Annotated in this window: 20 protein-coding genes; 7 read left to right on the top strand and 13 right to left on the bottom strand. The window is 39.8% G+C overall.

The genetic code is table 11. The features are described 5' to 3' along the window. Positions 1 to 54: 54 nt before the first annotated feature. The gene (locus ACQ2HE_RS06950) at positions 55 to 1536 is read right to left on the bottom strand and encodes an NAD(P)H-hydrate dehydratase (RefSeq protein ID WP_430897062.1); all 1482 of its coding nucleotides are present in this window, start codon (positions 1534 to 1536) and stop codon (positions 55 to 57) included. 35 nt (positions 1537 to 1571) lie between these two features. Beyond that, positions 1572 to 2915 carry a serine hydrolase domain-containing protein gene (locus tag ACQ2HE_RS06945; RefSeq protein ID WP_430897064.1) on the bottom strand — a complete coding sequence of 448 codons (1344 nt, stop codon included), beginning with the start codon at positions 2913 to 2915 and terminating at the stop codon, positions 1572 to 1574. A 144-nt stretch (positions 2916 to 3059) separates the two neighbouring features. Between ACQ2HE_RS06945 and serA the strand changes: the two genes are divergently transcribed. Together serA and ACQ2HE_RS06935 are read left to right on the top strand one after the other, a co-directional pair. Further along, positions 3060 to 4298, top strand: coding sequence for a phosphoglycerate dehydrogenase (gene serA / locus ACQ2HE_RS06940; RefSeq protein WP_430897066.1), 1239 nt, complete (start codon positions 3060 to 3062; stop codon positions 4296 to 4298). 103 nt (positions 4299 to 4401) lie between these two features. Further along, positions 4402 to 5679, top strand: a complete 1278-nt coding sequence (locus ACQ2HE_RS06935; RefSeq protein ID WP_430897068.1) for an NAD(P)/FAD-dependent oxidoreductase — start codon at positions 4402 to 4404, stop codon at positions 5677 to 5679. Here ACQ2HE_RS06935 and ACQ2HE_RS06930 read toward each other — a convergent pair. Next, positions 5676 to 6197: a hypothetical protein gene (locus ACQ2HE_RS06930; protein ID WP_430897070.1), complete on the bottom strand. Its 522-nt coding sequence runs from the start codon at positions 6195 to 6197 to the stop codon at positions 5676 to 5678. The two genes, ACQ2HE_RS06935 and ACQ2HE_RS06930, sit on opposite strands and share 4 nt — an antisense overlap. Positions 6198 to 6238: 41 nt before the next feature. Here ACQ2HE_RS06930 and ACQ2HE_RS06925 point away from each other — a divergent pair, with 41 nt between their 5' ends. After that, positions 6239 to 7135, top strand: coding sequence for an SAM hydrolase/SAM-dependent halogenase family protein (locus tag ACQ2HE_RS06925; RefSeq protein ID WP_430897072.1), 897 nt, complete (start codon positions 6239 to 6241; stop codon positions 7133 to 7135). Positions 7136 to 7256: 121 nt separating this feature from the next. Here the strand turns inward: ACQ2HE_RS06925 and ACQ2HE_RS06920 are convergent, their stop codons facing one another. Both ACQ2HE_RS06920 and gyrA read right to left on the bottom strand, forming a co-directional pair. Next, positions 7257 to 8555, bottom strand: coding sequence for a tetratricopeptide repeat protein (locus ACQ2HE_RS06920; protein ID WP_430902428.1), 1299 nt, complete (start codon positions 8553 to 8555; stop codon positions 7257 to 7259). A 25-nt stretch (positions 8556 to 8580) separates the two neighbouring features. After that, the gene (gene gyrA / locus ACQ2HE_RS06915; RefSeq protein ID WP_430897076.1) at positions 8581 to 11184 is read right to left on the bottom strand and encodes a DNA gyrase subunit A; all 2604 of its coding nucleotides are present in this window, start codon (positions 11182 to 11184) and stop codon (positions 8581 to 8583) included. A 333-nt stretch (positions 11185 to 11517) separates the two neighbouring features. Between gyrA and ACQ2HE_RS06910 the strand changes: the two genes are divergently transcribed. Next, positions 11518 to 12744, top strand: a complete 1227-nt coding sequence (locus ACQ2HE_RS06910) for a hypothetical protein (RefSeq protein WP_430897078.1) — start codon at positions 11518 to 11520, stop codon at positions 12742 to 12744. An 84-nt stretch (positions 12745 to 12828) separates the two neighbouring features. Then, positions 12829 to 14154, top strand: coding sequence for a saccharopine dehydrogenase C-terminal domain-containing protein (locus ACQ2HE_RS06905; RefSeq protein ID WP_430897080.1), 1326 nt, complete (start codon positions 12829 to 12831; stop codon positions 14152 to 14154). 3 nt (positions 14155 to 14157) lie between these two features. Here the strand turns inward: ACQ2HE_RS06905 and ACQ2HE_RS06900 are convergent, their stop codons facing one another. The 3 genes from ACQ2HE_RS06900 to ACQ2HE_RS06890 form a co-directional block, all read right to left on the bottom strand. After that, a complete protein-coding gene (locus tag ACQ2HE_RS06900) occupies positions 14158 to 14853 on the bottom strand; it encodes an SIR2 family NAD-dependent protein deacylase (RefSeq protein WP_430897082.1) in 696 nt (231 codons plus the stop codon). 33 nt (positions 14854 to 14886) lie between these two features. Continuing rightward, positions 14887 to 15729, bottom strand: a complete 843-nt coding sequence (locus tag ACQ2HE_RS06895) for a DUF4349 domain-containing protein (protein ID WP_430897084.1) — start codon at positions 15727 to 15729, stop codon at positions 14887 to 14889. A 120-nt stretch (positions 15730 to 15849) separates the two neighbouring features. Continuing rightward, positions 15850 to 16260: an EVE domain-containing protein gene (locus tag ACQ2HE_RS06890; RefSeq protein ID WP_430897086.1), complete on the bottom strand. Its 411-nt coding sequence runs from the start codon at positions 16258 to 16260 to the stop codon at positions 15850 to 15852. Between the two features lie 163 nt (positions 16261 to 16423). Here ACQ2HE_RS06890 and ACQ2HE_RS06885 point away from each other — a divergent pair, with 163 nt between their 5' ends. Further along, a complete protein-coding gene (locus tag ACQ2HE_RS06885) occupies positions 16424 to 16981 on the top strand; it encodes a fasciclin domain-containing protein (RefSeq protein WP_430897088.1) in 558 nt (185 codons plus the stop codon). A 74-nt stretch (positions 16982 to 17055) separates the two neighbouring features. Here ACQ2HE_RS06885 and ACQ2HE_RS06880 read toward each other — a convergent pair whose 3' ends face one another. The 5 genes from ACQ2HE_RS06880 to pdhA are packed head-to-tail and all read right to left on the bottom strand — an operon-like array spanning position 17056 to position 20474. Continuing rightward, positions 17056 to 17496, bottom strand: coding sequence for a hypothetical protein (locus tag ACQ2HE_RS06880; protein ID WP_430897090.1), 441 nt, complete (start codon positions 17494 to 17496; stop codon positions 17056 to 17058). A 12-nt stretch (positions 17497 to 17508) separates the two neighbouring features. Next, on the bottom strand, positions 17509 to 18249 hold the full coding sequence (locus tag ACQ2HE_RS06875; protein WP_430897091.1) for a (Fe-S)-binding protein: 741 nt from the start codon (positions 18247 to 18249) through the stop codon (positions 17509 to 17511). Between the two features lie 11 nt (positions 18250 to 18260). After that, positions 18261 to 18755: a 6,7-dimethyl-8-ribityllumazine synthase gene (ribH, locus tag ACQ2HE_RS06870; protein ID WP_430897093.1), complete on the bottom strand. Its 495-nt coding sequence runs from the start codon at positions 18753 to 18755 to the stop codon at positions 18261 to 18263. Between the two features lies 1 nt (position 18756). Then, the gene (locus ACQ2HE_RS06865; RefSeq protein ID WP_430897095.1) at positions 18757 to 19449 is read right to left on the bottom strand and encodes a tetratricopeptide repeat protein; all 693 of its coding nucleotides are present in this window, start codon (positions 19447 to 19449) and stop codon (positions 18757 to 18759) included. A gap of 29 nt (positions 19450 to 19478) precedes the next feature. Then, positions 19479 to 20474 carry a pyruvate dehydrogenase (acetyl-transferring) E1 component subunit alpha gene (gene pdhA / locus ACQ2HE_RS06860; protein WP_430897097.1) on the bottom strand — a complete coding sequence of 332 codons (996 nt, stop codon included), beginning with the start codon at positions 20472 to 20474 and terminating at the stop codon, positions 19479 to 19481. Positions 20475 to 20689: 215 nt separating this feature from the next. On the opposite strand from pdhA, the gene recF reads away from it, so the two are divergent. After that, complete coding sequence (recF, locus tag ACQ2HE_RS06855) at positions 20690 to 21775, top strand: DNA replication/repair protein RecF (protein ID WP_430897099.1); 1086 nt, start codon at positions 20690 to 20692, stop codon at positions 21773 to 21775. Positions 21776 to 21785: the final 10 nt, after the last annotated feature.

The following is a 21785-nucleotide window of genomic DNA, read 5'->3' as shown; positions in this document are numbered from 1 at the left end:
TGTAGTAAAAAATTATTGGAACAAGTACGTAAAACAGAAAAACCAATAAGATTTTTATGCGAATTCCTTAAAAGCTTTTCCAATATAATTCGCTAGATCAGAGGCAATTAGACTTTCCTGAGATTGGCTTTCAAGTGCCAAATCGGCTGCTTTTCCGTGAAGATACACTCCTAAAATTGCAGCTTCAAAGGGTTGATATGAGGGCTGACTTAGCAGACCTAACAAGATTCCGGTTAAAGCATCACCCGAACCGCCCTTTGCCAATCCGGGGTTTCCGGTTGTATTTATATAGGTATTCCCCTCTGGGCTTGCAATCATACTATAGCGGCCTTTCAAAACAACAATACATCCACTGATTCTCGCCAATTCTTTTAATTGAGCCCATGGGGTAGGAGCACTTATTCCTAACGCAACAACCAATCGCTCAAACTCTTTGGGATGAGGAGTAAGTATCGCTTCTTTAGAAACCATTTTTAAGAGTTCAGGTTTTGAGCTGATAATATTCAATGCGTCGGCATCCAGTATCATTCGATTCCACTGAAACGATAAAAGTTCCATCAATAAATTCTTGCTATTATCTGCCATACCTAATCCGGGGCCTATTGCAATTGCACTATAACGCTCGTTTTTACTGAGAACTTCCGAGGGAAGCATAACTTCTGGAAGGATAGTATTGGGAACGGTCTTCATCAAAGGACTCCACCAATCTGTTTTACCTGTACCTGTTCGTACACAGCTATTCGCAGCAATTACCCCTGCACCCGGCATCGATTCACTTCCGGCGACTAAAAGCGCATGCCCATAGTGACCTTTGTGGCTAAACGCAGTTCTAGGTTTATAAATCTCTTTTGCAAGTTGAGCATCTACGAATCGATACTTGCAAACAATGGTTTCAAGAAAACTTGTTTCCAATCCAATATCGAGAATTGCCAATTGGCCAATTTTCGATTCAGCGCTTGCGTGGAGAAAAGCCAGTTTGTGACAACCAAAAGAAAGGGTATGATGAGCTCTGATGCTCAAGTTTGATTGATTGATTGTATCTGCATACATCCCGGAAGGAAGATCGATACTCACAACAACCGCATTACTGACATTTATTTGTTGAACAATCTCAGCTGCAAGATCATCAAGTGGCCGGTTCAGTCCAATACCGAACAACGCATCTATTACACAAACATCTTTCGGTATCTTTGGAATTGCTTCCTGCGAAGAGATATAGTGAAGATTAATTTTCTGATCGTGAGAATGTTGAAGTGCTTCTTGAAAGTCGGGGCTTCCTATCTTTCCATATTCAAGAATAAATACATCAACAGAAAGACCCATTTCAGAGAGGCCATTTGCTATTAACAGGCCATCACCGCCATTGTTACCCTTACCACAGAAAATATAAAACTGATCTAACGAGCTTAGGTTCGCCGATATCCAATCCACGCAAGTTTTTGCCGCCTTCTTCATCAAATCGAATGAACGAATTTGCTGTGAAGAAACAGTAAATGCATCCCATGCTTGTATCTGATTCGATTCAAGAATAACCATGTTGTGTAATTTAGTTCATTCTTGAGATTTAGAGCTTACTTCTTCTTTTTCGTAGCCGCTGTTTTGGTCTTAGTGGTTGTTTTCTTAACAGTGGTTTTCTTTGATACTGTTACATTTTTCTTCGATGTTGACGCCTTTCTCGCTCTTGCTTTTACTGCCTTTTTTGCCCCTGTCTTTCTTTTAACAGGTGCTACTGTAGGCGTATTTTCATCGTCTTCGCTGTCAAGTTTTTGAAGGTATTGACCAAAAATATCCGACATCTTTTTTACAGAGTAAATAGACTTTGAGTCATTATTACAAAGTGCGATGATGGTAACATTTTCATCTAACAACCTACAGAAGGAAGTTCTGTTGCCATGCCACCAACCGTTGTGATAAATTATTTTCTTGCCATTCTTTAGCAAGTTCATTCTCCACCCCAAACCATAATTATGCTCGCCAGCTTTTTCGAAACTATAAGGCATGTACGCTGCTTCTAAAGCTGCGGGCATTAAAATTTTATTGGTAGAAAGTGCACGATCGAATTTGTACAAATCTTGTACAGTACTGTAGATATTTTTATCGCCATAAACCAAATCCAAGTAGTCGAATGCATATTGACGGCCGCTGTAGTAGTAACTTGGCATCGCAGTAGCACTATCTTGTGGCGTAAATACGTATGAATTACTCATTCCAAGTGGAATGAAAATATTTTCCATCACATAGTCAGGAAAGGTTTGCCCTGAAACTTTTTCAACGATCAACGCCAAAAGAGCATAGTTTGTATTGGAATAGTTAAACCTTGTGTTCCAAGAAGCAATATCAATTTCACGATAGTGGTTCACAATAAAATCAAAAACATCTTTATTGGTTATTCGACGTTTTTTATCCCAGCCCAATTGCTCCATATAATGAACATAATTTGGTAAACCACTTCTGTGGTTTAACAAAGAGCGAATGGTAATCTTAGGAAGAGGAAAACCTGGTAGCACCGCAGAAACGGATTGGTCGATCCCAATTTTTCCTTCCTGCCATAATTTTAGGACAGCCGTTGCTGTTATTGTTTTACTAACAGAAGCTAAATGGAAGGCCGAAGTAGAAGTGATCGTATCTGTTTTCCGTTTGTAATAGATAAAACCTTTGTAATATTCAAATAGAATTTGACCATCCTTTGCCACTAGCAATGAGCCATTGAAGTTTCCTTTGGAAGTAAGTTTATCAGCAAAAGCTTTGATCTCATTTTGATAGCGTTGTAATACGGCAGGATCGAACGTTACATTGGTATCTTTCGCAGCAGACAAGGATACAACTGGGTTGGCAGGAACTGGGTCTTTAACAGCACCTCCGGCACAAGACAACAAAAGGAACAGTGCTACAGCACTTAAAATAGTGGCTTTCAACAGGAACTTAGTTGAGCGGTTTAACAATAAGATTTATGCAAATATAAATAATACGAATGATTGTAAGCGCGAACACATCTTCGTTTTTTCAATTCATTTTTTAGGCTCATCTTTGCAGCACAGAAAATTGTAAAGCAAACAACAATGACCGACAAGAAAAGTACCAGTTATCCCAAAGAAAAGATTAACATTCTCTTTCTAGAAAATATCAGTGATGCCGCCGTTCGAAATTTCAAAGAAGGTGGCTATGCGAACGTTCGTAAACTTAGTGGTGCCCTTTCTGAAGACGAACTGATCAAGGAAGTGAAAGATGTTCATTTATTGGGAATTCGTTCTAAAACCCAAATTACTGCAAAGGTTTTAGATGCTGCTACCAAACTTCAAGCCATTGGGTGTTTTTGCATTGGGGTAAATCAGGTTGACTTAAAGACCGCAACCAAGAAAGGAGTAACAGTTTTCAATGCTCCCTATAGTAATACGCGTTCAGTAGCTGAGTTGGTTATTGGATTGTCGATCATGCTTATACGAAGGATACCTGATAAAAATAAAGCAGCTCATGAAGGTATTTGGATGAAAGATGCAAAAGGAAGTTATGAATTGCGCGGAAAAACATTAGGGATTATTGGCTACGGTAACATTGGGTCTCAAGTAAGCGTGATGGCAGAATCCTTGGGCATGAAAGTAATGTTCTATGATACAGTTACCAAACTTCCTTTAGGCAATGCTATTCCAAAAAAGTCACTAAAAGAAGTACTTAACGCTGCTGATATAATTACGCTTCATGTACCGGAAACAGCTGCTACCAAAAACATGATCAATAAAACAACCTTAAAGCAGTTCAAGAAAGGTGCAATCTTATTGAACTATGCAAGGGGAGAGGTGGTTGATTTAGATGCCCTTCGTAAGTCTATTCTTGAGGGAACAATTTCCGGAGCTGCAGTTGACACATATCCTTGGGAACCAGAGAAGAACGGAGACCGATTTCAAACTCCACTTCAAGACCTTCCAAATGTGATTCTGACTCCACATATCGGTGGATCAACTGAGGAAGCCCAACATAACATTGGTGAAGATGTAAGCAACAAATTGTATCAATTCTTGGAAACCGGGATGACAACGGGTTCTCATACGGTACCTCCAATTGCCTTGCCTTTGTTGGAAGGCACACACCGAATCTTACATATTCATAAGAATGTACCCGGTGTTTTGTCTGAAATAAACACACAATTGTCGTCTCATAAAATCAACATCCTCTCACAATACCTAAAAACTAATGATGAAATCGGTTATGTGGTGTTGGATGTAGATAAAAAGCTTTCAACTGCCGCTTTTAACTTGCTAAAGTCGGTAAAAGAGACTATTAAAGTACGCTTACTTTACTAATATAATATTGATAATCAAATCTTTAAGTAAAAGAGAGAAATAAATTTATACAATTTTCAGTAATTATTGAAAATTGTATAAATTTGTGGTGTAATCATTTACTATGAAGATTGTAATAGCGGGTGCCGGGTTTGCAGGATTGCGATTGGCCCGCCGACTTAATAATCGTTCCGGTGTAGAAGTACTTCTGATAGATCGTTATAACTATCATCAATTTCAGCCTCTTTTTTATCAAGTAGCTACAGCAGGCTTAGATGCTAGCAATATCTCTTTCCCGCTTAGAAAGGTTTTTCATAACAGCAAAAATGTCCGAATTCGAATTGGAGAAATTCTGGGTGTGAATTTGGCTCAGAAAGAACTGGAGACAGAGTTTGGAAAAGTTTCCTATGACAAACTCATTATTGCCACAGGAGCGGATACGAACTTCTTCAATAATAGCAAAATCGAAAGCTTTGGCTTTGCCATGAAATCTACCGTAGAAGCTTTGCAGATTAGACATCGCTTGATCCAAAACTTCGAAGAAGCCGTGATGGCAAAAGACGAAACTCAATTAACAGAGCTTTTGAATATTGTTGTTGTAGGGGGTGGCGCAACCGGTGTTGAATTGAGTGGAGCCATTTCGGAAATGAAGACTTATGTGCTTCCTAAGGACTATCCTGAAATTGATTTTTCGAAGATGAATATCTACTTACTGGAAGGCTCAGACAAAACATTGTCTTCAATGAGTGCAAAATCATCTAAACACAGTCAGGAATACCTAGCGGAACTGGGCGTTAAAGTTCTGACGAATACCTTGGTTACTGATTACGATGGGCATACAGTTGAGTTAAAAGACGGCCGACAAATACCCTCTAGACTGGTTATCTGGGCAGCAGGCATCAAGGGAAACGTTCCTGAAGGCATTGAACCCGGTTTAATAGGAAGGGGGAACAGAATTAAAGTTGATGCTTACAATAGGGTGCTGAATCAAAAAGATGTCTACGCCATTGGTGATATCGCTTACATGGAAACGACTGAATATCCTTCCGGTCACCCACAAGTGGCACCGGTTGCCATACAACAAGCGGATGCCATATTTAAGGCAATCGTAAAAGGAGAGGAGCAGCCCTTTCAGTATAAAAATAAGGGAGCAATGGCTACGGTGGGTAGGAATTTAGCTGTGGTTGATTTCCCCGGCAACAAAGGACATATCAAAGGTTTTTTCGCATGGTTGATTTGGATGGGCTTGCATTTAATGCTCATTCTAGGCATCAAAAACCGCTTATTTGTTTTCTTGAATTGGCTGTATAGTTATATTACTTACGATCAATCTTTGAGACTGGTATTCAAGGAGTTTAATAAGTCTACTTCAATTAAAATAAAAGACATTATGAGGGCTTAGCGCCTTGAATTTTGAAGAACTTTACGGGCCCGGCTTTGATATGCCGGGCCTTCGTATTGAAACTGGGTTTCTAAGGCTGTAACCAATTCTGATCGGATCTCCGGATAGATTTTACAAAGATTATCAAGTATTGTAATGGCACTTGCTTTCACTGCATCTGCAGCTTTTAAATCTAAAATTGACTTGAAGCAGTAATCCATCAATTCACCCTGATATTTCTCCGGTAGGGTTACGAATTGAAATAGACGGGTAATGTTACGGGGAATGGCGGGATGCTGCGATTCATCATGTAACAACTTCATTAGCTTTCCGAAATACGGGCGGATTAATTGGGGATTTTCTTCGGCAATTAAACTAAGTGGCCAAGCCGCGCGCTGAACTATTTTTGGCTCGCCATTAAAAAACGCCCTCATAAAATCTTTCATTTGATCTGGGTGATCCAATACGGCTTGTTTTATTTTATTTGCCTGCAATTTTGAATGCTCTGCCAGAATCAACTGTTCAAAATCTATTTTCATAACAAGAAGGTTAGCAGTAAATTTAGCTCAATAATGAGTTTATGAAACTTCTATATCTTGTTTTTTTGATAGGTGCTTTGGGAACTGTGGCATGTACACAAAAAAAATCGGCTGTTGTATTCCAAACAGATTTCGGGCTAAAAGACGGTGCTGTAAGCGCTATGAAAGGCGTTGCAACCAGTGTTGACCCGGATCTAAGTTTGTATGATAACACCCATGAAATACCTGCCTACAACATTTGGGAAGCGGCCTACCGATTAGATCAATCCATTCAGTATTGGCCAAAAGGAACTGTATTTGTATCTGTAGTTGACCCGGGTGTTGGAACCGATCGCCGTAGCGTAGTGGCATTAACTAAATCGGGGCAATATGTGGTTACACCCGATAATGGAACGCTTACGCTAATTGAAAAATCGATGGGAATAGCGAGCATTCGTTTAATTGATGAAGCCAAAAATCGCAGGCAAAACAGCGGAGCATCGTATACATTTCATGGCCGTGATGTTTATGCTTATACAGCTGCTCGATTGGCCTCCAAAACCATATCTTTTGAAGAAGTGGGCCCTTTATTCGAAGAAAGCATTGTTCGGCTTCCGTACAAAGCACCAAACTATTCGAACGGTATTTTGGAAGGAACCATTCCGGTATTAGACGTTCAATACGGAAATATTTGGACGAATATTCCTGCAAAAATGATTTTAGATCATGGTATTCAATATGGCGATTCAGTTTCGTATTCCATTTTCTTTAAAGACAGTTTGGTGCATCAGAACTCCGCAAAATTGGTGCATACTTTTGGTGAAGTTCCTGATCAAATGCCCTTGGTTTATTTCAACAGTTTAATGGAATTTTCGATTGCACTTAATATGGGTGATTATTCAAAGGCTTTTGGAATTGGCTCCGGAAATGATTGGCATATTCAATTGAAAGTCAAATAATTCACGGGAATAATTCTTATAATTTATATTATGTTAAATAGATTATTAAAAGAATAATTGCATTTAAAAAGGCATCCTCTTGGATGCCTTTTTACAGAGAACAAATCTCCTATTTCGTTGATTAGTGCTTCTTATCTACCCCGTTGTATTTATCGGTGTATTCTTGAGCCTTCTCTTTTTTATCGAGTGTTTCGTAGATAATAATCATTGTATCAAAACATTCTTTAAGAATGGTTTTATCATCCATTTTCAACTTCGCTTGTGAATCCAATGCTTTTTCTACTTTTTCAAAATAAGGCAACGCCTCTTCAAATTTCTTAGCCGTTTCTTTTCTCAATTCGTCTTTTTTCTTCAATTCCTCAGGCTTCAACTTTTGACCGTTCTGTGGACGGATGGTCTTATTTACGTTGTTGATGTCTACGCCTTCATTGTAAATCAACTGACCAATTACCATGTTTGCGTTTGCAAAATCAGGCTTCAATTCAACCGCTTTCTTAAAATAAACCAATGCTTTGGCAATGAGTTCTTTTGAATTACCTGGTCTTTTTGAAACTTCAGGATCATACCCTGCTTGGTACAAATCCACTCCATAGTTGAACACGAAGTTTACATTGTCTGGATTTCTGGCAATGATTTCCTCATATTTTTTGTACAAGTCTTCTTTGCTGCCTTTTTCACGAACATTTTCTAAGTCAAATGCATCCCAGAAAGAGTCTGTTGGATATACAGAACGACCTAAATTCAAGTACTTTTCAGTATTTGCTTTATCATCCTTGCGGCTATAGAAATCAGTCAGCCATTTATAGATATCAAGAAATCCTTCGCTTTTGATTTTCTTTTCAGCGATCATTCCATAATATTTGGCGGCAACATCCGGCTTTTGTGCTTTTTCTGCACAAATTCCTGTGTACAATACTGTAGTTGTATCAAACATTGCAGGAATCAATTTCGAATCGAGCAAATATGTAAATACATCTACGCACTTTCCGAAATTGGTCAGGGCATCGTTGAAATTATTAGCATTGTAAAAAGTAGCTCCATCTGCACTGTAGTCTTTGTAGAGATCAAATAATGGATAGTTGTTGTCTAACATCATCGACATATAGCGCTTGGTGGTATCTTTTACATTTTGAGCCTCAAGGCTTCTGTATTGCTTAACAGCTTCAAACGCGATGTCTTTAGCATCAGGTTGTGAACCTTTTAAAGCAGCATCTTTAGAAATCGCTAAATAGATTTTTCCTTTAACGTAGATGGCTTCTGCGTTGAGTTTGTTTTTATCAATAGCCAGGAAATTCTCGATTTCCGTTTTTGCCTCAGCCAGCTTCTTGTCCTCTAGGTATTTCTTAGCCTTGTCCAATTTTTGTGCTTGCAATCCAATAGTTACCAGTAACATGGAAGCAATGAAGAGTGATTTTTTCATGTGTTACTTTTTATATAAAAAAACATTATGACGGATTTGATTCATCAGACGGTGAAGGATCAGGATTCGTTGCATTGTCCTCGCTTGCGTCAGCGGTCGGCTCTTCCGGCACACCTTCAACCTTTGCAGTTTCCTGTGCAGGATCCTGGAACTCCTCCATTTTAGTGATAGCCGCTATTTCGTCTTCATCATCAAGTCTTATTAACTTAACCCCTTGCGTAGCTCTACCCTGTTCGCTAATACCGATCACCGGCATCCGAATGGTAACCCCACTTCGGCAAGTGATCATTAGATCTTCTTTTTCATTCACCTCCAAAATTCCTACCAAAGATCCTGTTTTATCGGTAACACTGATGGTTTTAACGCCTTTGCCTCCTCTGTTCGTGACACGGTATTCATCAATTTGGGTGCGCTTTCCATAGCCTTTTTCACTAACAACCAAGATGGTATGAGATGCTTTTTCTGATTCATTTACACAAACCATGCCTACTACCTCGTCGTTTTCGTCATCCACCTCAATGCCGGCAACACCAATTGCCCCCCTTCCGGTAGCGCGTACTTTCTCTTCGTTGAATCGGATGGCTCTTCCGCTCTTTACGGCCATCATTACTTCAGATGTACCATCGGTTAATTTTGCCTCCAGTAATTCGTCGCCTTCAACAATGGTAATGGCATTTACACCTGTTTGACGTGGTCTGCTGAATTCTTCCAGCGCAGTTTTCTTAATAATTCCTTTCTTAGTACAAAGTACGATATTATGTGTTTTTACAAACTCTTCGTCTTTTAGGTCTTTTACGTCTAAGATGGCTCTTACTTTGTCATCCGGCGGTAACTGAATGATATTCTGAATGGCTCTGCCCTTGCTGGTTTTATCGCCTTCAGGAATTTCATAAACGTTTAGCCAATAGCAACGTCCTTTTTCAGTAAAGAACATCATGGTATGGTGGGTAGACGCCACGAACAGATGCTCAATGAAATCTTCTTCTCTTGTTTTTCCACCTATTGCACCACGACCTCCTCTCCTTTGTTGTCTGTATTCACTTGCAGGCGTGCGTTTAATGTATCCCAGATGAGAGATTGTGATAACAACATCTTCTTCTTTGATCAAATCTTTGATGCGAACTTCATTATCAAGGTAAGTGATCTCAGTTTTACGAACGTCACCAAACTTGTCTTTCACTTCCAACAATTCACCCTTAATAACATCGTAGCGCATTCCTTCGTTTGACAAGAGCTCATTCAGGTGCGCGATCAACTTCATCAATTCATCAAATTCTTCTTTTATTTTATCGCGCTCCATTCCGGTCAAACGTTGCAATCTCAATTCTAAAATTGCTTTGGCTTGAATTTCATCGAGTCCCCAACCGGCGTTGATCAAATTATCTTTAGCTGCTTCAGGGTTCGCTGAGGCACGAATCATCGCAATAACTTCATCAAGGTGATCCAATGCGATCAAATAACCTTTCAGAATATGAGCGCGCTTCTCAGCCTCGCGAAGTTCATATTTTGTGCGTTTAACAACCACTTCATGTCTGAACTCAACGAATTCAGAAATCATATCTTTCAAGTTCAGCGTGCGTGGACGACCTTTTACAATCGCCACGTTGTTGATACCATAAGAAGTTTGAAGCTCTGTGTGCTTATAAAGTTGGTTGATAATAACATTGGCAATCGCATCACGCTTTAAATCTAAAACAATACGAGTACCTTCTTTTTTATTAGACTCGTTGTTAACGTGGGCGATTCCTTCGATAATTTTATCGTTTACCAATTGACCGATACGATCGCAGAGGTTGTCTCTGTTAACTTGATAAGGAACTTCTGTAATGATAACTTGCTCTCTCCCACTCGACTTAGTATCAACTGTTAGTTTACCTCTTAGTACTACACGTCCTCTTCCAAAGTGCGCTGCTGCTTTCACGCCTTCCATCCCGAAGATGATGCCTCCTGTTGGGAAATCAGGGGCTTTAACGTGTTGCATCAGTTCTTCAATAGTAATTTCGCGGTTATCAATAAAAGCAACACATCCATCAATAACTTCAGTGAGGTTGTGTGGAAGAATATTGGTGGCCATACCTACGGCAATACCACTGGAACCATTAACTAAAAGTTGCGGAATTCGTGTAGGAAGTACTGTAGGCTCTTCCAAAGAATCATCGAAATTCAATTGAAAATCTACTGTTTCTTTGTCGATATCCATTAGCATGCTTTCAGCAAACTTTTGAAGACGGGCTTCGGTATAACGCATGGCGGCAGGCCCGTCACCATCTTGGCTTCCGTAGTTACCCTGACCGTCTACCAGCGTATAGCGCATGCTCCATTCTTGAGCCATGCGCACCATAGAATCGTATACTGCGCCGTCTCCATGGGGGTGATACTTACCCAGTACCTCTCCTACGATACGTGCCGACTTTTTGTAAGGCTTGTTTGAATTGATGCCTAACTCATTCATTGCGAACAAGATACGGCGGTGAACCGGTTTTAAACCGTCTCTCACATCAGGTAAGGCACGACCAACAATTACCGACATGGAATAGTCGATATAGGCCGTTTTCATTTGCTCTTCAATATTTACCGGAATGATCCGATTTTGATCGTTGGTTTCTTCCGGTTTGAATTGCTCTTCCATAGACTGTTTCAGCTTCTTTTTTTCATTAAAAATCTCCACCTCGGAGAAGCACGCAAATCTATCATTTTCAATCGATAAAACGAGTTTGAATGCTCCCTAAATTACCCTCATTTATCCACGAGATATGAACAGAAATTAAATACCCAAAAACGCTTGCATTTTGATTTTTTGCAGTATACTTTTATAGCGAAATCACAACAAAATCTGGCATTATATTCGCTTAATTATTAATGCCGTATACCTCCTATTTTAACTATTCCATCCTCTGATTTAACCGATTTGTTCCGATATATCCTCTAGAAAACTGTGCTTAACTGAACAAAAAGAAGGTTTATGAATCGGTATCGTTTATTGCGGAACAATAAGGAAACTGGCCCTTTTACGGCAGAAGAACTTATTACTAAAGGCTTCAAGCCTTATGATTTGATTTGGGTTGAAGGGAAAAGTGCAGGTTGGCGCTATCCCGGTGAGCTCCCGGAGTTCGCAGGTGTTGCTCCTATTGTGGAGGAACAACCTTTTGATCGATTCTTTAAGAAAGAGACATCGACACCCCCCACTATAACACAGCAGCAAGAGCAAATCCTGTCTCGCACTACTTCGGCATCTGCGGAAGTAAGCCCGAGAAAAGTATTTGTAACGATGCCAGCAAATAGAACAACGAAAAAAATTGAGCCCATTGTAGTGAGCACTCCTGTTCCAAAACAGGAAAAGACACCTGAATTCAAAGTAGATTCAGCAACTCGAGATGAAATTCGTTATAACAATCTTATAGATCAATTTGCGGAAGCGCCTGAAAAAACCGCCGATACTATTCGAAGCGGAAAAAGAACCACTAGGCGGCTCATTCGTGGTGCATTAGCCGCCTGTTTGCTTATTGGTGGTGTGATTATAGGATATTTGGTAAGCAATGTTAAACAACAGTCTGAACAAGAAAAATTGGCGGCTTTACTTGCATCACAACATTCAACTGAAACAACAAAACCCGTTCCAGTTGAGAACTTGAATCAAAATGCGCCAACAACTGCACCGAATGATTCTGTTTTAGTATCTGCAGAGGACGTTGCCTCCGCGTCAGAAGCAGCAGCTTCCATGGTTGTAAATACAGCTGCTCCGATAAAAAGGAAGTCAGCAACCGGGAAAACAACCCCTTCGTTACCAGTACAACAAGATCCTATTGTTACTAACACCGTTTCAGTTCCTGTTGCAGAAGAGCGAGTGGCAGTGAAAAAATTTGTAGCTCCTTCAGAAGAACAATTGATGAAATTAGTAACATTACAGGCGAACAATTATAAAGTAGGCGTTCTTGGTGGAATCTCGAATTTAAAAATAACGGTTTCAAATAATAGCAGTTTTCCTTTGTCGTCGGTTGTTGTAGCTGTGCAGTATTTGGGCCCTGAAGGGAGAATAGTTAAGGAACAGAAAATAAATGCAGAGTCGTTGAAAGCCGGTGAACAAAGAGAACTTGAAATACCGAAATCAGGTCGTGGTGTTAAGATCAATTACCGTTTAGATCGTATTTCAGCATCCGACAATGCAGTGGCTCAAAACAGTGGGGAATAACTAAAAACAGCAATTATAAATGCAAGCATCGTCATATGACGGTGCTTTTTTTTTAACTTGCGGTAGACAGAAATGATGCTTGTTATGGAAACAATTGTATTGATTGGTGCCGGTAAATCGGCTTCTTGCTTAATTGAGTATTTAGAAATTCAATCGCATAAGAATGGATGGATTTTTATCGTTGCAGACGCCAATATTGAATTAGCAAAGTCTAAAGTAAAATCTCCGAATACAATTGTTGTACAGCTGAACATAGAAGCAACTGAAGAACGAAGGGATTTGATTCGAAAAGCTTCTGTAGTTATTTCCATGATGCCTCCTCATCTTCATGTGCAGATTGCTGAAGATTGTGTTGATTTAGAAAAACATCTTCTCACAGCCTCCTATACAGATGAAAAGATAAGGCTACTTGAAGATAAAATCACCACCAAGCAGTTGTTTTTCTTGTGTGAAATGGGCTTGGATCCGGGTATCGATCACATGAGTGCCATGAAAATCATTGATGAGATCAAAGCAGCCGGAGGAAAAATTACTACGTTTAGGTCGCATTGCGGAGGACTGGTGGCTCCTGAATCGGATAATAACCCATGGCATTACAAGATCAGTTGGAACCCCCGAAACATCGTAATGGCAGGCAAAGCCGGCGCTGTATATCTGGAAAACGGGGAATCGATCACAAAAGACTACAAAGATTTATTTGATGCGAAGAACAGAGTATCAATTCCGGGTCTTGGTGAATTAGGTTGGTATCCGAATCGAGATTCGCTAAGCTATATGCCGTTGTATCAACTCGAAAAAGTCTCCAACTTTATTAGAACAACCCTGCGCTATCCTTCTTTTAACAAAGGCTGGAAACAGCTGATCGATTGGAACTTTACAGATGAGTCAATCAAATATGACTCGAACGCTGTAACTGTTAAGTCGTTTACCAAAAAACACTTGGCAAATTTTGACATAGAAAACGAATTTCATGCTGTTCTTTCTTCAAACGCAAAGGATTCTCTATTGAAAGAGCTCATCAATTATTTAGATCTTTTAGAAGACGACCGTTTGCCAATGAAAGGTGCATTTACTGCATTGGATTATATGCAATTCGTTTTGGAAACAAAATGGAAGCTGGAACAGTTCGATAAAGACATGATTGTAATGCTTCATGAATTTGAATATGAATTAAATGGTAGTACCCACCAATTAACAAGTTCGTTGGTTGTAAAAGGAAAAGATCCGGTAATGACTGCAATGGCGAAAACAGTTGGACTTCCTCTCGGAATTGCAGCAGTAATGTTACTGCAGCAAAAAATCGCATTAAGAGGGCTGTACATACCTACGGTACCTGAAATCTACCTGCCTGTTCTAGCTGAACTTGAAAAGGAAGGAATAATATTTGAGGAACAGCATTCAATTAGGTAGTTTCTATTTTATTGCTTCCAGTAGAAACTGATGTAGTAACGGCACTCCTATAGTTGCGGGCTGTTCAATGATAGTCAGATTGCTAATTTGCCTGGTTTGTGGTACTTTCTTATCAACAATAAACTTAGGGACACTATGGTATGCGTAGTTAAGTAATCCGGCAGCAGGGTATACTACTAAGGAGGTACCAACTACAGCGAAAAAATCGGCTGATTGTATAATAGGAATGGCTTCTTCTATCATTGGTACCGGTTCTTCAAACCAAACAATGTCGGGGCGCCACTGGTATCCGTCAGGTGCCAAATCACCCAAAGCAATATCGGTATAAATTTCTTGGCGATAAGATTCGTCTGCCTCACTGCGCATTCTCAATATTTCACCATGTAAATGCAGCACCTCGGTGCTACCGCCTCTTTCATGCAAATCATCAATATTCTGAGTAATGATAGTTACTTCAAAATCTTGTTCCATTCTTGCCAAAGTAAAATGTGCTTCGTTTGGTTGAGCTTGTAAAACATCTCTTCTGCGCATATTATAAAAATCAAGCACCAATTGCGGATCTCGTTTCCATGCTCTAGGGGTAGCAACATCGGCTACATTGTATCCTTCCCACAAACCATCGCTATCGCGGAATGTTCTCAATCCACTTTCGGCACTGATGCCGGCACCTGTTAAAACCACTAACTTCCTTTTACTCATATAAGTTATATGTACAGTAAATTACGCAAGAATTTATGATTTCGATGCTATTGAATTCTTGCGTGTGTACTTTTTAAATGCAAGATAAAAAATGCCAAGTACTACCCATAGGGGCCAAAGAGTTAAGAGTATTTGAGTAAAGGCAGCTACTCCATTCAAACCATTTAAAAATGCTTGTTTCCATTTAAGCCAAGCACTGTTTTCACTGTTTTCGAACTTGCTTTTAACCGTAATATCTAGTGTGCTATAGGCAGCGGTTTGAGTGAGATAAAGCGCTCTTCCTTGATACATGTCGATGTTTACCTGAACGGCATTGATGGCGTTTTGCACCTCCAACATTTCAGCAACATTGCGGGCTTTGGATAGCATATCCAAGTATCTGAGCCTAACTTGTCTTTTTGTATCAGCCATCAATTTAGCATCTCTGAATTCGCCGGTTACATCTTCAGCTGTTATTGATTTCTGTTCTACTTTTAAATCATACTGCAGCGCATTTTCAATGAACTGATCAAACTGATCAACGGGAATCTTTGCAACAATTTGTAAACTACGAGTATCTGAATTCTGATTGAAATTTTCGTTGCTGAAATAGCCGTTAACCTTGGCAACTGTTGATTTAAGATAAGACCTGAATTTTTCAATACTATCAGTGACAACAGTAATGGTTGCGGTTTTAACGATTTTCTTCTCTAATGGTATTGAAGACTGAGGAATCTTATTAACTTCTTCTCTTTTTTGATCTTCAGGTGGGCTTGATTGGAAAGCGGAGTCAGCAACCGGAGCAGCAAAGTCTGCTACCTGTGAGTTTTTTGATTCTTTCTGATTACATGCAACAACGGCTATACATATCGCAATAGCGAATAGTGCTTTTTTCATACAACTTGTTTTTGTGAGTTTATACTAGATCGTTAGGCTGTTGCAACAAACCACTAACTATTGATGCTAGAATTAGAAGATTGTCACCAAAAACAAGTGTTAAAAAAAACCTAATAAGCTTTATTGTTCCCCCGCGAGTTCCATAATCACATCCCATTCTTCATTGGTTACAGGCTGTACACTGAGTCTTCCGAGGCGAACCAACGCCATTTGTTGCAAACGAGCGTCTGCTTTGATTTGTGCGAGTGATACAGGCTTTTTTAGCTTCTTATGCGGCTTTACATCTACAGCTACCCAAGCTTCTTCCTCCGTTGTAGGATCTTGATAGGCTTCCTTTACAAGCTTGGCTACACCAACAATTTCGAGGCCTTCATTAGAGTGATACCAAAGCAAAAGATCGCCTTTTTTCATGGCTCGAAGATTGTTTCTGGCAGCGTAATTTCGAACCCCATCCCAAAAGGTTTGTTTATCGTTTTCGAACTGATCCCAAGAATATTTGAACGGCTCCGACTTTACCAACCAATATGCCATGAGTTTTAATTGAATCGTAAAATTAGTTGAAAGCGAGAATTTCGCCAATCGAAAAAAATTATTTTCCCGAAATCTGAAAAATTCCATTCCCCGTAAGTGATGATGTTCGTTACATGTAAACGATTTCAAAATCAAATCAATTAATCACAATTCATTTTTATTTATGAAACGCATTTTCACAGTAGTAGTTGCATTGGTTGCAATGGTAGGTTTTAACGGAGCTATGGCTCAAGAAAAAACAGTAGAAGTTGGTGGCGCTCCTATGTATCCATCTAAAAACATCGTTGAGAACGCAGTTAATTCGAAAGACCACACCACGCTGGTAGCAGCTGTTAAAGCAGCCGGATTGGTTGAAACATTGCAAACTGCGGGCCCGTTCACAGTATTTGCACCAACAAATGCAGCCTTCGAAATGTTACCTGCAGGAACTGTTGAAACACTTTTGAAACCCGAAAACAAAGCAAAATTACAAGGCGTACTTACCTATCATGTGGTAGCAGGTAAACTTGATGCAAAGACATTGGCGGCAAAAATTAAAGAAGGGAAAGGTAAAGCAGTATTAACTACTGTAGCAGGCGGGAAATTGATTGTATCAATGGAAGGCAACAAAGTTTTGATCACCGACGAAAACGGAGGTAAGGCATATGTAACCATCAAAGATGTTTATCAAAGTAATGGCGTGATTCACGTTATAGATCATGTGGTGTTACCCAAGAGCTAATGCTCTTACGAAGGCCTTGTTTTCAGGGCCTTCTTTTCATGTTGTAGTCGTGGTTGATAACAATCACGACTTTTTTATTTTGCAAAGAAAACAGTTTTTAAATGATCAATGAATGAAGTAAATAGCAGTACTGAAACCACACCTGTAAGAGCGAAGAGGTATTTGGCATGAACGATGCCGTAATATATTCCAAAGCCAACAGTGAGCACAATGAGCAGGTTTGCTATCCAATCGAAGATTGGCTGAATTGACTTAGACAGCGCCGTTCGAATTCCGGAAGTAACAGCGTGCACCAACATTTTCACCAAAAAAAAGAGAATCAACAGCATTAATATTCCAACGAAAATTTTACAAACAGTACCCAAGACGGAATTACTGATAAAAGGTCTCCAATTCTTACTATTAATAAATGAATTCGTATAAGTGAACATCACATAAATAGCACCGAGTAGTAAAACAGGGCTGTTCGCGATGGTATCCCAATGCCATTTAGGACTCGAATTAGACTTTGCCACGAGAAAGGATTGTTACCAACCGCTGGCCAATATATCAGCGATGTGATAGGTTTGTAATGAAAGTTGCTTGTTCTTTACGACTCCATCGATGTGCATTAAGCAAGACATATCCGTAGAAATGATGCATTCAGCGCCGGTTGCAGCTGCATTATTCGCTTTTTGATCGCCCATCCCGATGGAGATCGGTTCAAATTTCACAGCAAACGTGCCTCCAAATCCACAGCAAGTTTCAACATCTGCCATTTCTACCAGCTCCAACCCCGCTACATGTTCTAGGAGGATTCTGGGTTCCTTTTTTAGTTTACATTCACGCAAAGCCGCACAACTATCGTGATAAGTGGCTTTTGCATTAAAACTGGCACCCACATCAGTAACGTTCAATACGTTCACCAGAAAATCGGTGAACTCATATACTTTTTTCTGCAGCTCTTTTACTTCATTATGAAGGGATGAATTGTCAAAAAGTGCAGGATAATAGTTCTTAATAAAGCCAATACATGAAGCGCTTGGCGCAACTACAACTTCGGCGTTCTTAAAATCGTTCACAAATTTGGTACAGACTGCTTTTGCTTCATCTCGAAAGCCGGCATTAAAAGCAGGTTGCCCGCAACAAGTTTGTTCTGTATTATACACAACTTTACAACCCACTTTTTCCAGCACTTTCACCATATTAAAGGCTGTTTGAGGATAAAGTTGATCTATGAAACAAGGGACAAAGATTGCTACCGTTGGTTTATCTTGAAGTTGTTCCATTGCAATAACTATTATGCTTTTGATTGTGCCAATGCAGCCATTTTTAATGCTGTGATAGCTGCTTCGGTTCCTTTGTGACCATGTTTGCCTCCTATCCTTTCGATCGCTTGTTCCTCTGTAAGAACAGTAAGGACACCAAAAATAGTAGGAACAGGAAGTTTTAGATTTAATTGAACTACACCATCGGTAACAGCTTTACACACATAGTCAAAATGTGGCGTATCTCCCTGAATAATACATCCAAGTGCTATATAAGCTACCGGCTTTGAGGAGTTACTCGATTTTTCCCAATGATTTTTAATTGCAAAGGGTATTTCGAAAGCACCAGGCACACTGACAACTTGGTAATTTTTGAAACCTTGCTCATTCAAATAAGCCACACATCCTTCCTCTAATTTATCAAGAATCGAAGCATTCCAATCGGTTCGAACAATAACGATACGGGCATCCTTATTAAGAATGCCCGTATCGATTTTATATAATTTACTATTACTTACGTCAGCCATATTAATTTAATTCGCCTAAACGAGCTAAGTTTTTGTCCGCATCATTTGAATGTAAAGATGCAGGGAATTTCTCTTTTAATTGTTTGTAAGCTGTAATTGCTTCGGCGTTTTTCCCAAGTTTTTCATACACTTGAGCTAAGCGATACAAGTATTCTGCACTGTTTATTTCATCTGTTTCAAACACAGAACTTGCTTTCTTATAGTAATCGGCAGCTTTGTCAAACTTACCTGTTTCACCATAAGCATCCCCTAGGTTACCATACAAACGAATTTGCAAGTTTGGATCACTAGTTGAGAAATCTTCTAAAAACTTAATAGCGTTATTGAAGTCCTCCAGTTTAAGATAACACACACCAGCGTAGAATTTGGCTAGTTCGCCGGCTTTTGTTCCACTGTGCTCTTTTGCAACTTTTAAAAAGCCGATATTGGCTTTGGTTCCGTTTCCGTTCAAAGCTAATTTGAATGAATCGGTTTTAAAAGCGGCTTGGGCGGTCCAAATAGCGTCCAACGCTTTATTTTCAGCAGGTTTCTTAATCAATAGATCATATGCGAAATAACCACCTACTAAAACCACCACTGCGCTCAGGGCAATCAGGATTTTCTTACTGTTTTTACTCCAGAACTGCTCCGCACTCTGGCTTACTTTTTCCTCTACATTTTGAGGGGCTACACTTTGCTGTTCAGCTGTTGACATATTCTTTTTTTCTTGGTGTTAGTTGTCTATTAGTCTACAATGAATGGATAATTAGGTTCCATAACGATGTCTTTCAATACTTCATCTTCATTAGGCCAAGGGCTTTCCTCAGCAAAACGCACTGATTCTGCTACTTTGTCGTTCACACGTTTGTTGATCGCATCAATTTCTTCTTGAGTTGCAAACTTGTTTTCAAGAATTGTATTCAACACATGTTCAATTGGATCACGTTGTTTGTACTCCTCCACTTCGTCTTTGGTACGGTATTTCTGCGGATCAGAAATGGAGTGCCCTTTATAACGATATGTTTTCAATTCAATAAGTGTTGGGCCTCCACCTTCACGCGCGCGTTTTACTGCACGAGCTACTGCATCGTGCACCGCTTCTGGGCTCATCCCGTCGATTGAATCAGCCGGCATTTCATAAGCATCTGCCAGTTTATAGATGTCTTGTACGTTACTAGTTCTAGCAACAGAAGTACCCATTGCGTAGTTATTATTTTCACACAAGAAGATCGCAGGAAGCTTCCACGTCATTGCCATATTAAAAATCTCGTGCAAAATACCTTGGCGAGCAGCACCATCGCCAAAGAATGACAAGCTTACATTGTCAGTACCCTTATACTTTTCAGCGAACGCCAATCCGGCGCCGGTTCCAATTTGAGCACCTACAATTCCGTGACCGCCAAAGAAAGCGACATCTTTTCCAAAGAAGTGCATACTACCACCTTTACCTTTTGCGCATCCGGTAGCCTTCCCATACAATTCAGCCATACAAGACTCGGGACTAACACCTTTTGCCAATGCCAATCCATGGTCACGGTAACCTGTAACAAATGGGTCTTCAATTCTTGTAGCGGTCATACAACCGGCTGCAATAGCTTCTTGACCCACATAAGCATGGAAAAAGCCTCGAATTTTACCTTCCATTTTATACTTTTCTTCTGCCATTAATTCGAATTGGCGAATCAGGTACATCAATTCGTACCAATACATGTAAGTTTCTTTGGAAAATCTTGTAGCCACGTTTAATTGAATTTGATGGTGACGCCAAAACCCAAGGGTCCTAGCGGGGGCAAAGATAAGGGGTTCAACCCATTTTAAAAACAGCATCCTGATATAAAAAATTCAAGGATTTAGGTATTGAAAACCACCGATTTCTACCAAAAAACCAAGAAATCAGATTTCGGAATTCAAATCAGCCCATCTTAGCCAAAACGAAGTTAACTTGCAGGCTGAAAATGCTTCGCGTTACCAAAATATCATTGCTACAGTTCAAGAATTATGGTCAAAGGGAGTTCCCCGTTGAAAATAGCCTTGTTGGGATCGCTGGTCCTAATGGTATTGGAAAAACCAATTTGCTCGACGCTTTGTACTATGCCTGTTTTACCCGATCGTATTTTACTAAATCAGATCAAATGGTTGTTCAAAAGGGTCAATCCGGCTTTAGGCTCGAAGTTGTTTTCGAAAAAGAAGGGCAGCAAAATACGGTTACCGCCATTTTACGAGAGAACGGCAAAAAAGAGTTTTTGGTTGACGGCATCCCCTACTCTCGGATTTCACAACACATTGGGTTGTTTCCAGCCATTATGATCGGGCCCGATGATATTCAAATAATTACAGAAGGAAGCGAGGTTAGGCGTAGTTATCTCGATAGTTTGATTTCCCAAATGAATGGAACTTACCTGCAAGATTTGATCTACTACAACAAGCTGATAACACAACGCAACAGTCTTCTAAAACAGTTTACGGAAACCAGAACCTGGAATGAAGCGCTTCTAGATGTATACACCGAACAATTGTCTCCTCTTGGCGATCGAATTTTTAGTACTCGAAAAGAAGTGCTTGGAATCCTCATTCCAATCATTGGCAAGCTCTATGAGTCGATTGCGGGAAAAGATGAAGGACTGACTCTGCAGTATTCTTCCCTCTTACATTCAAAGTCGATGCGCTCTTTATTGGCAGAAAATCTTGAGAAGGATCGCATGCTGCAAAGAACCAGCCAAGGAATCCACCGCGACGATATTATCACAACCTTGTTCGACGAGCCCTTTAAAAACATAGCTTCTCAAGGTCAAAGGAAGAGCTTGTTGTTTGCATTTAAATTGGCAGCTTTTGAATACCTTAAATCACAAAAGGGGTTTTCTCCTCTATTATTACTTGATGATGTATTTGAAAAGCTAGATGCAGAACGAATGCATAATTTATTAGTTCAAGTTAGCGCAGGAACTGAAACTCAGATCATTATCACTGATACCCATGCCGAAAGGATCAAAACTCATTTCAATCAGCTCAACAGAGACTTTCAATTAATTGAAATGAAATAAGCGCTAATGA

The organism is Endoryza foliicola, assembly GCF_050589245.1.
In the GTDB taxonomy this organism is placed as follows: Bacteria; Bacteroidota; Bacteroidia; order Chitinophagales; family Chitinophagaceae; genus Endoryza; species Endoryza foliicola.
This window is presented reverse-complemented; position numbering and strand designations above follow the sequence as displayed.

Coding starts and splice junctions, on each gene's coding strand:
- ACQ2HE_RS06905 (WP_430897080.1), top strand. CDS start 12,829: ATGGAAACAATTGTATTGATTGGTGCCGGTAAATCGGCTTCTTGCTTA.
- ACQ2HE_RS06865 (WP_430897095.1), bottom strand. CDS start 19,449: ATGTCAACAGCTGAACAGCAAAGTGTAGCCCCTCAAAATGTAGAGGAA.
- ACQ2HE_RS06920 (WP_430902428.1), bottom strand. CDS start 8,555: ATGAAAAAATCACTCTTCATTGCTTCCATGTTACTGGTAACTATTGGA.
- ACQ2HE_RS06890 (WP_430897086.1), bottom strand. CDS start 16,260: ATGGCATATTGGTTGGTAAAGTCGGAGCCGTTCAAATATTCTTGGGAT.
- ACQ2HE_RS06900 (WP_430897082.1), bottom strand. CDS start 14,853: ATGAGTAAAAGGAAGTTAGTGGTTTTAACAGGTGCCGGCATCAGTGCC.
- ACQ2HE_RS06910 (WP_430897078.1), top strand. CDS start 11,518: ATGAATCGGTATCGTTTATTGCGGAACAATAAGGAAACTGGCCCTTTT.
- ACQ2HE_RS06885 (WP_430897088.1), top strand. CDS start 16,424: ATGAAACGCATTTTCACAGTAGTAGTTGCATTGGTTGCAATGGTAGGT.
- ACQ2HE_RS06950 (WP_430897062.1), bottom strand. CDS start 1,536: ATGGTTATTCTTGAATCGAATCAGATACAAGCATGGGATGCATTTACT.
- ACQ2HE_RS06895 (WP_430897084.1), bottom strand. CDS start 15,729: ATGAAAAAAGCACTATTCGCTATTGCGATATGTATAGCCGTTGTTGCA.
- ribH (WP_430897093.1), bottom strand. CDS start 18,755: ATGGCTGACGTAAGTAATAGTAAATTATATAAAATCGATACGGGCATT.
- gyrA (WP_430897076.1), bottom strand. CDS start 11,184: ATGGAAGAGCAATTCAAACCGGAAGAAACCAACGATCAAAATCGGATC.
- recF (WP_430897099.1), top strand. CDS start 20,690: ATGCTTCGCGTTACCAAAATATCATTGCTACAGTTCAAGAATTATGGT.
- ACQ2HE_RS06930 (WP_430897070.1), bottom strand. CDS start 6,197: ATGAAAATAGATTTTGAACAGTTGATTCTGGCAGAGCATTCAAAATTG.
- ACQ2HE_RS06925 (WP_430897072.1), top strand. CDS start 6,239: ATGAAACTTCTATATCTTGTTTTTTTGATAGGTGCTTTGGGAACTGTG.
- ACQ2HE_RS06875 (WP_430897091.1), bottom strand. CDS start 18,249: ATGGAACAACTTCAAGATAAACCAACGGTAGCAATCTTTGTCCCTTGT.
- serA (WP_430897066.1), top strand. CDS start 3,060: ATGACCGACAAGAAAAGTACCAGTTATCCCAAAGAAAAGATTAACATT.
- ACQ2HE_RS06935 (WP_430897068.1), top strand. CDS start 4,402: ATGAAGATTGTAATAGCGGGTGCCGGGTTTGCAGGATTGCGATTGGCC.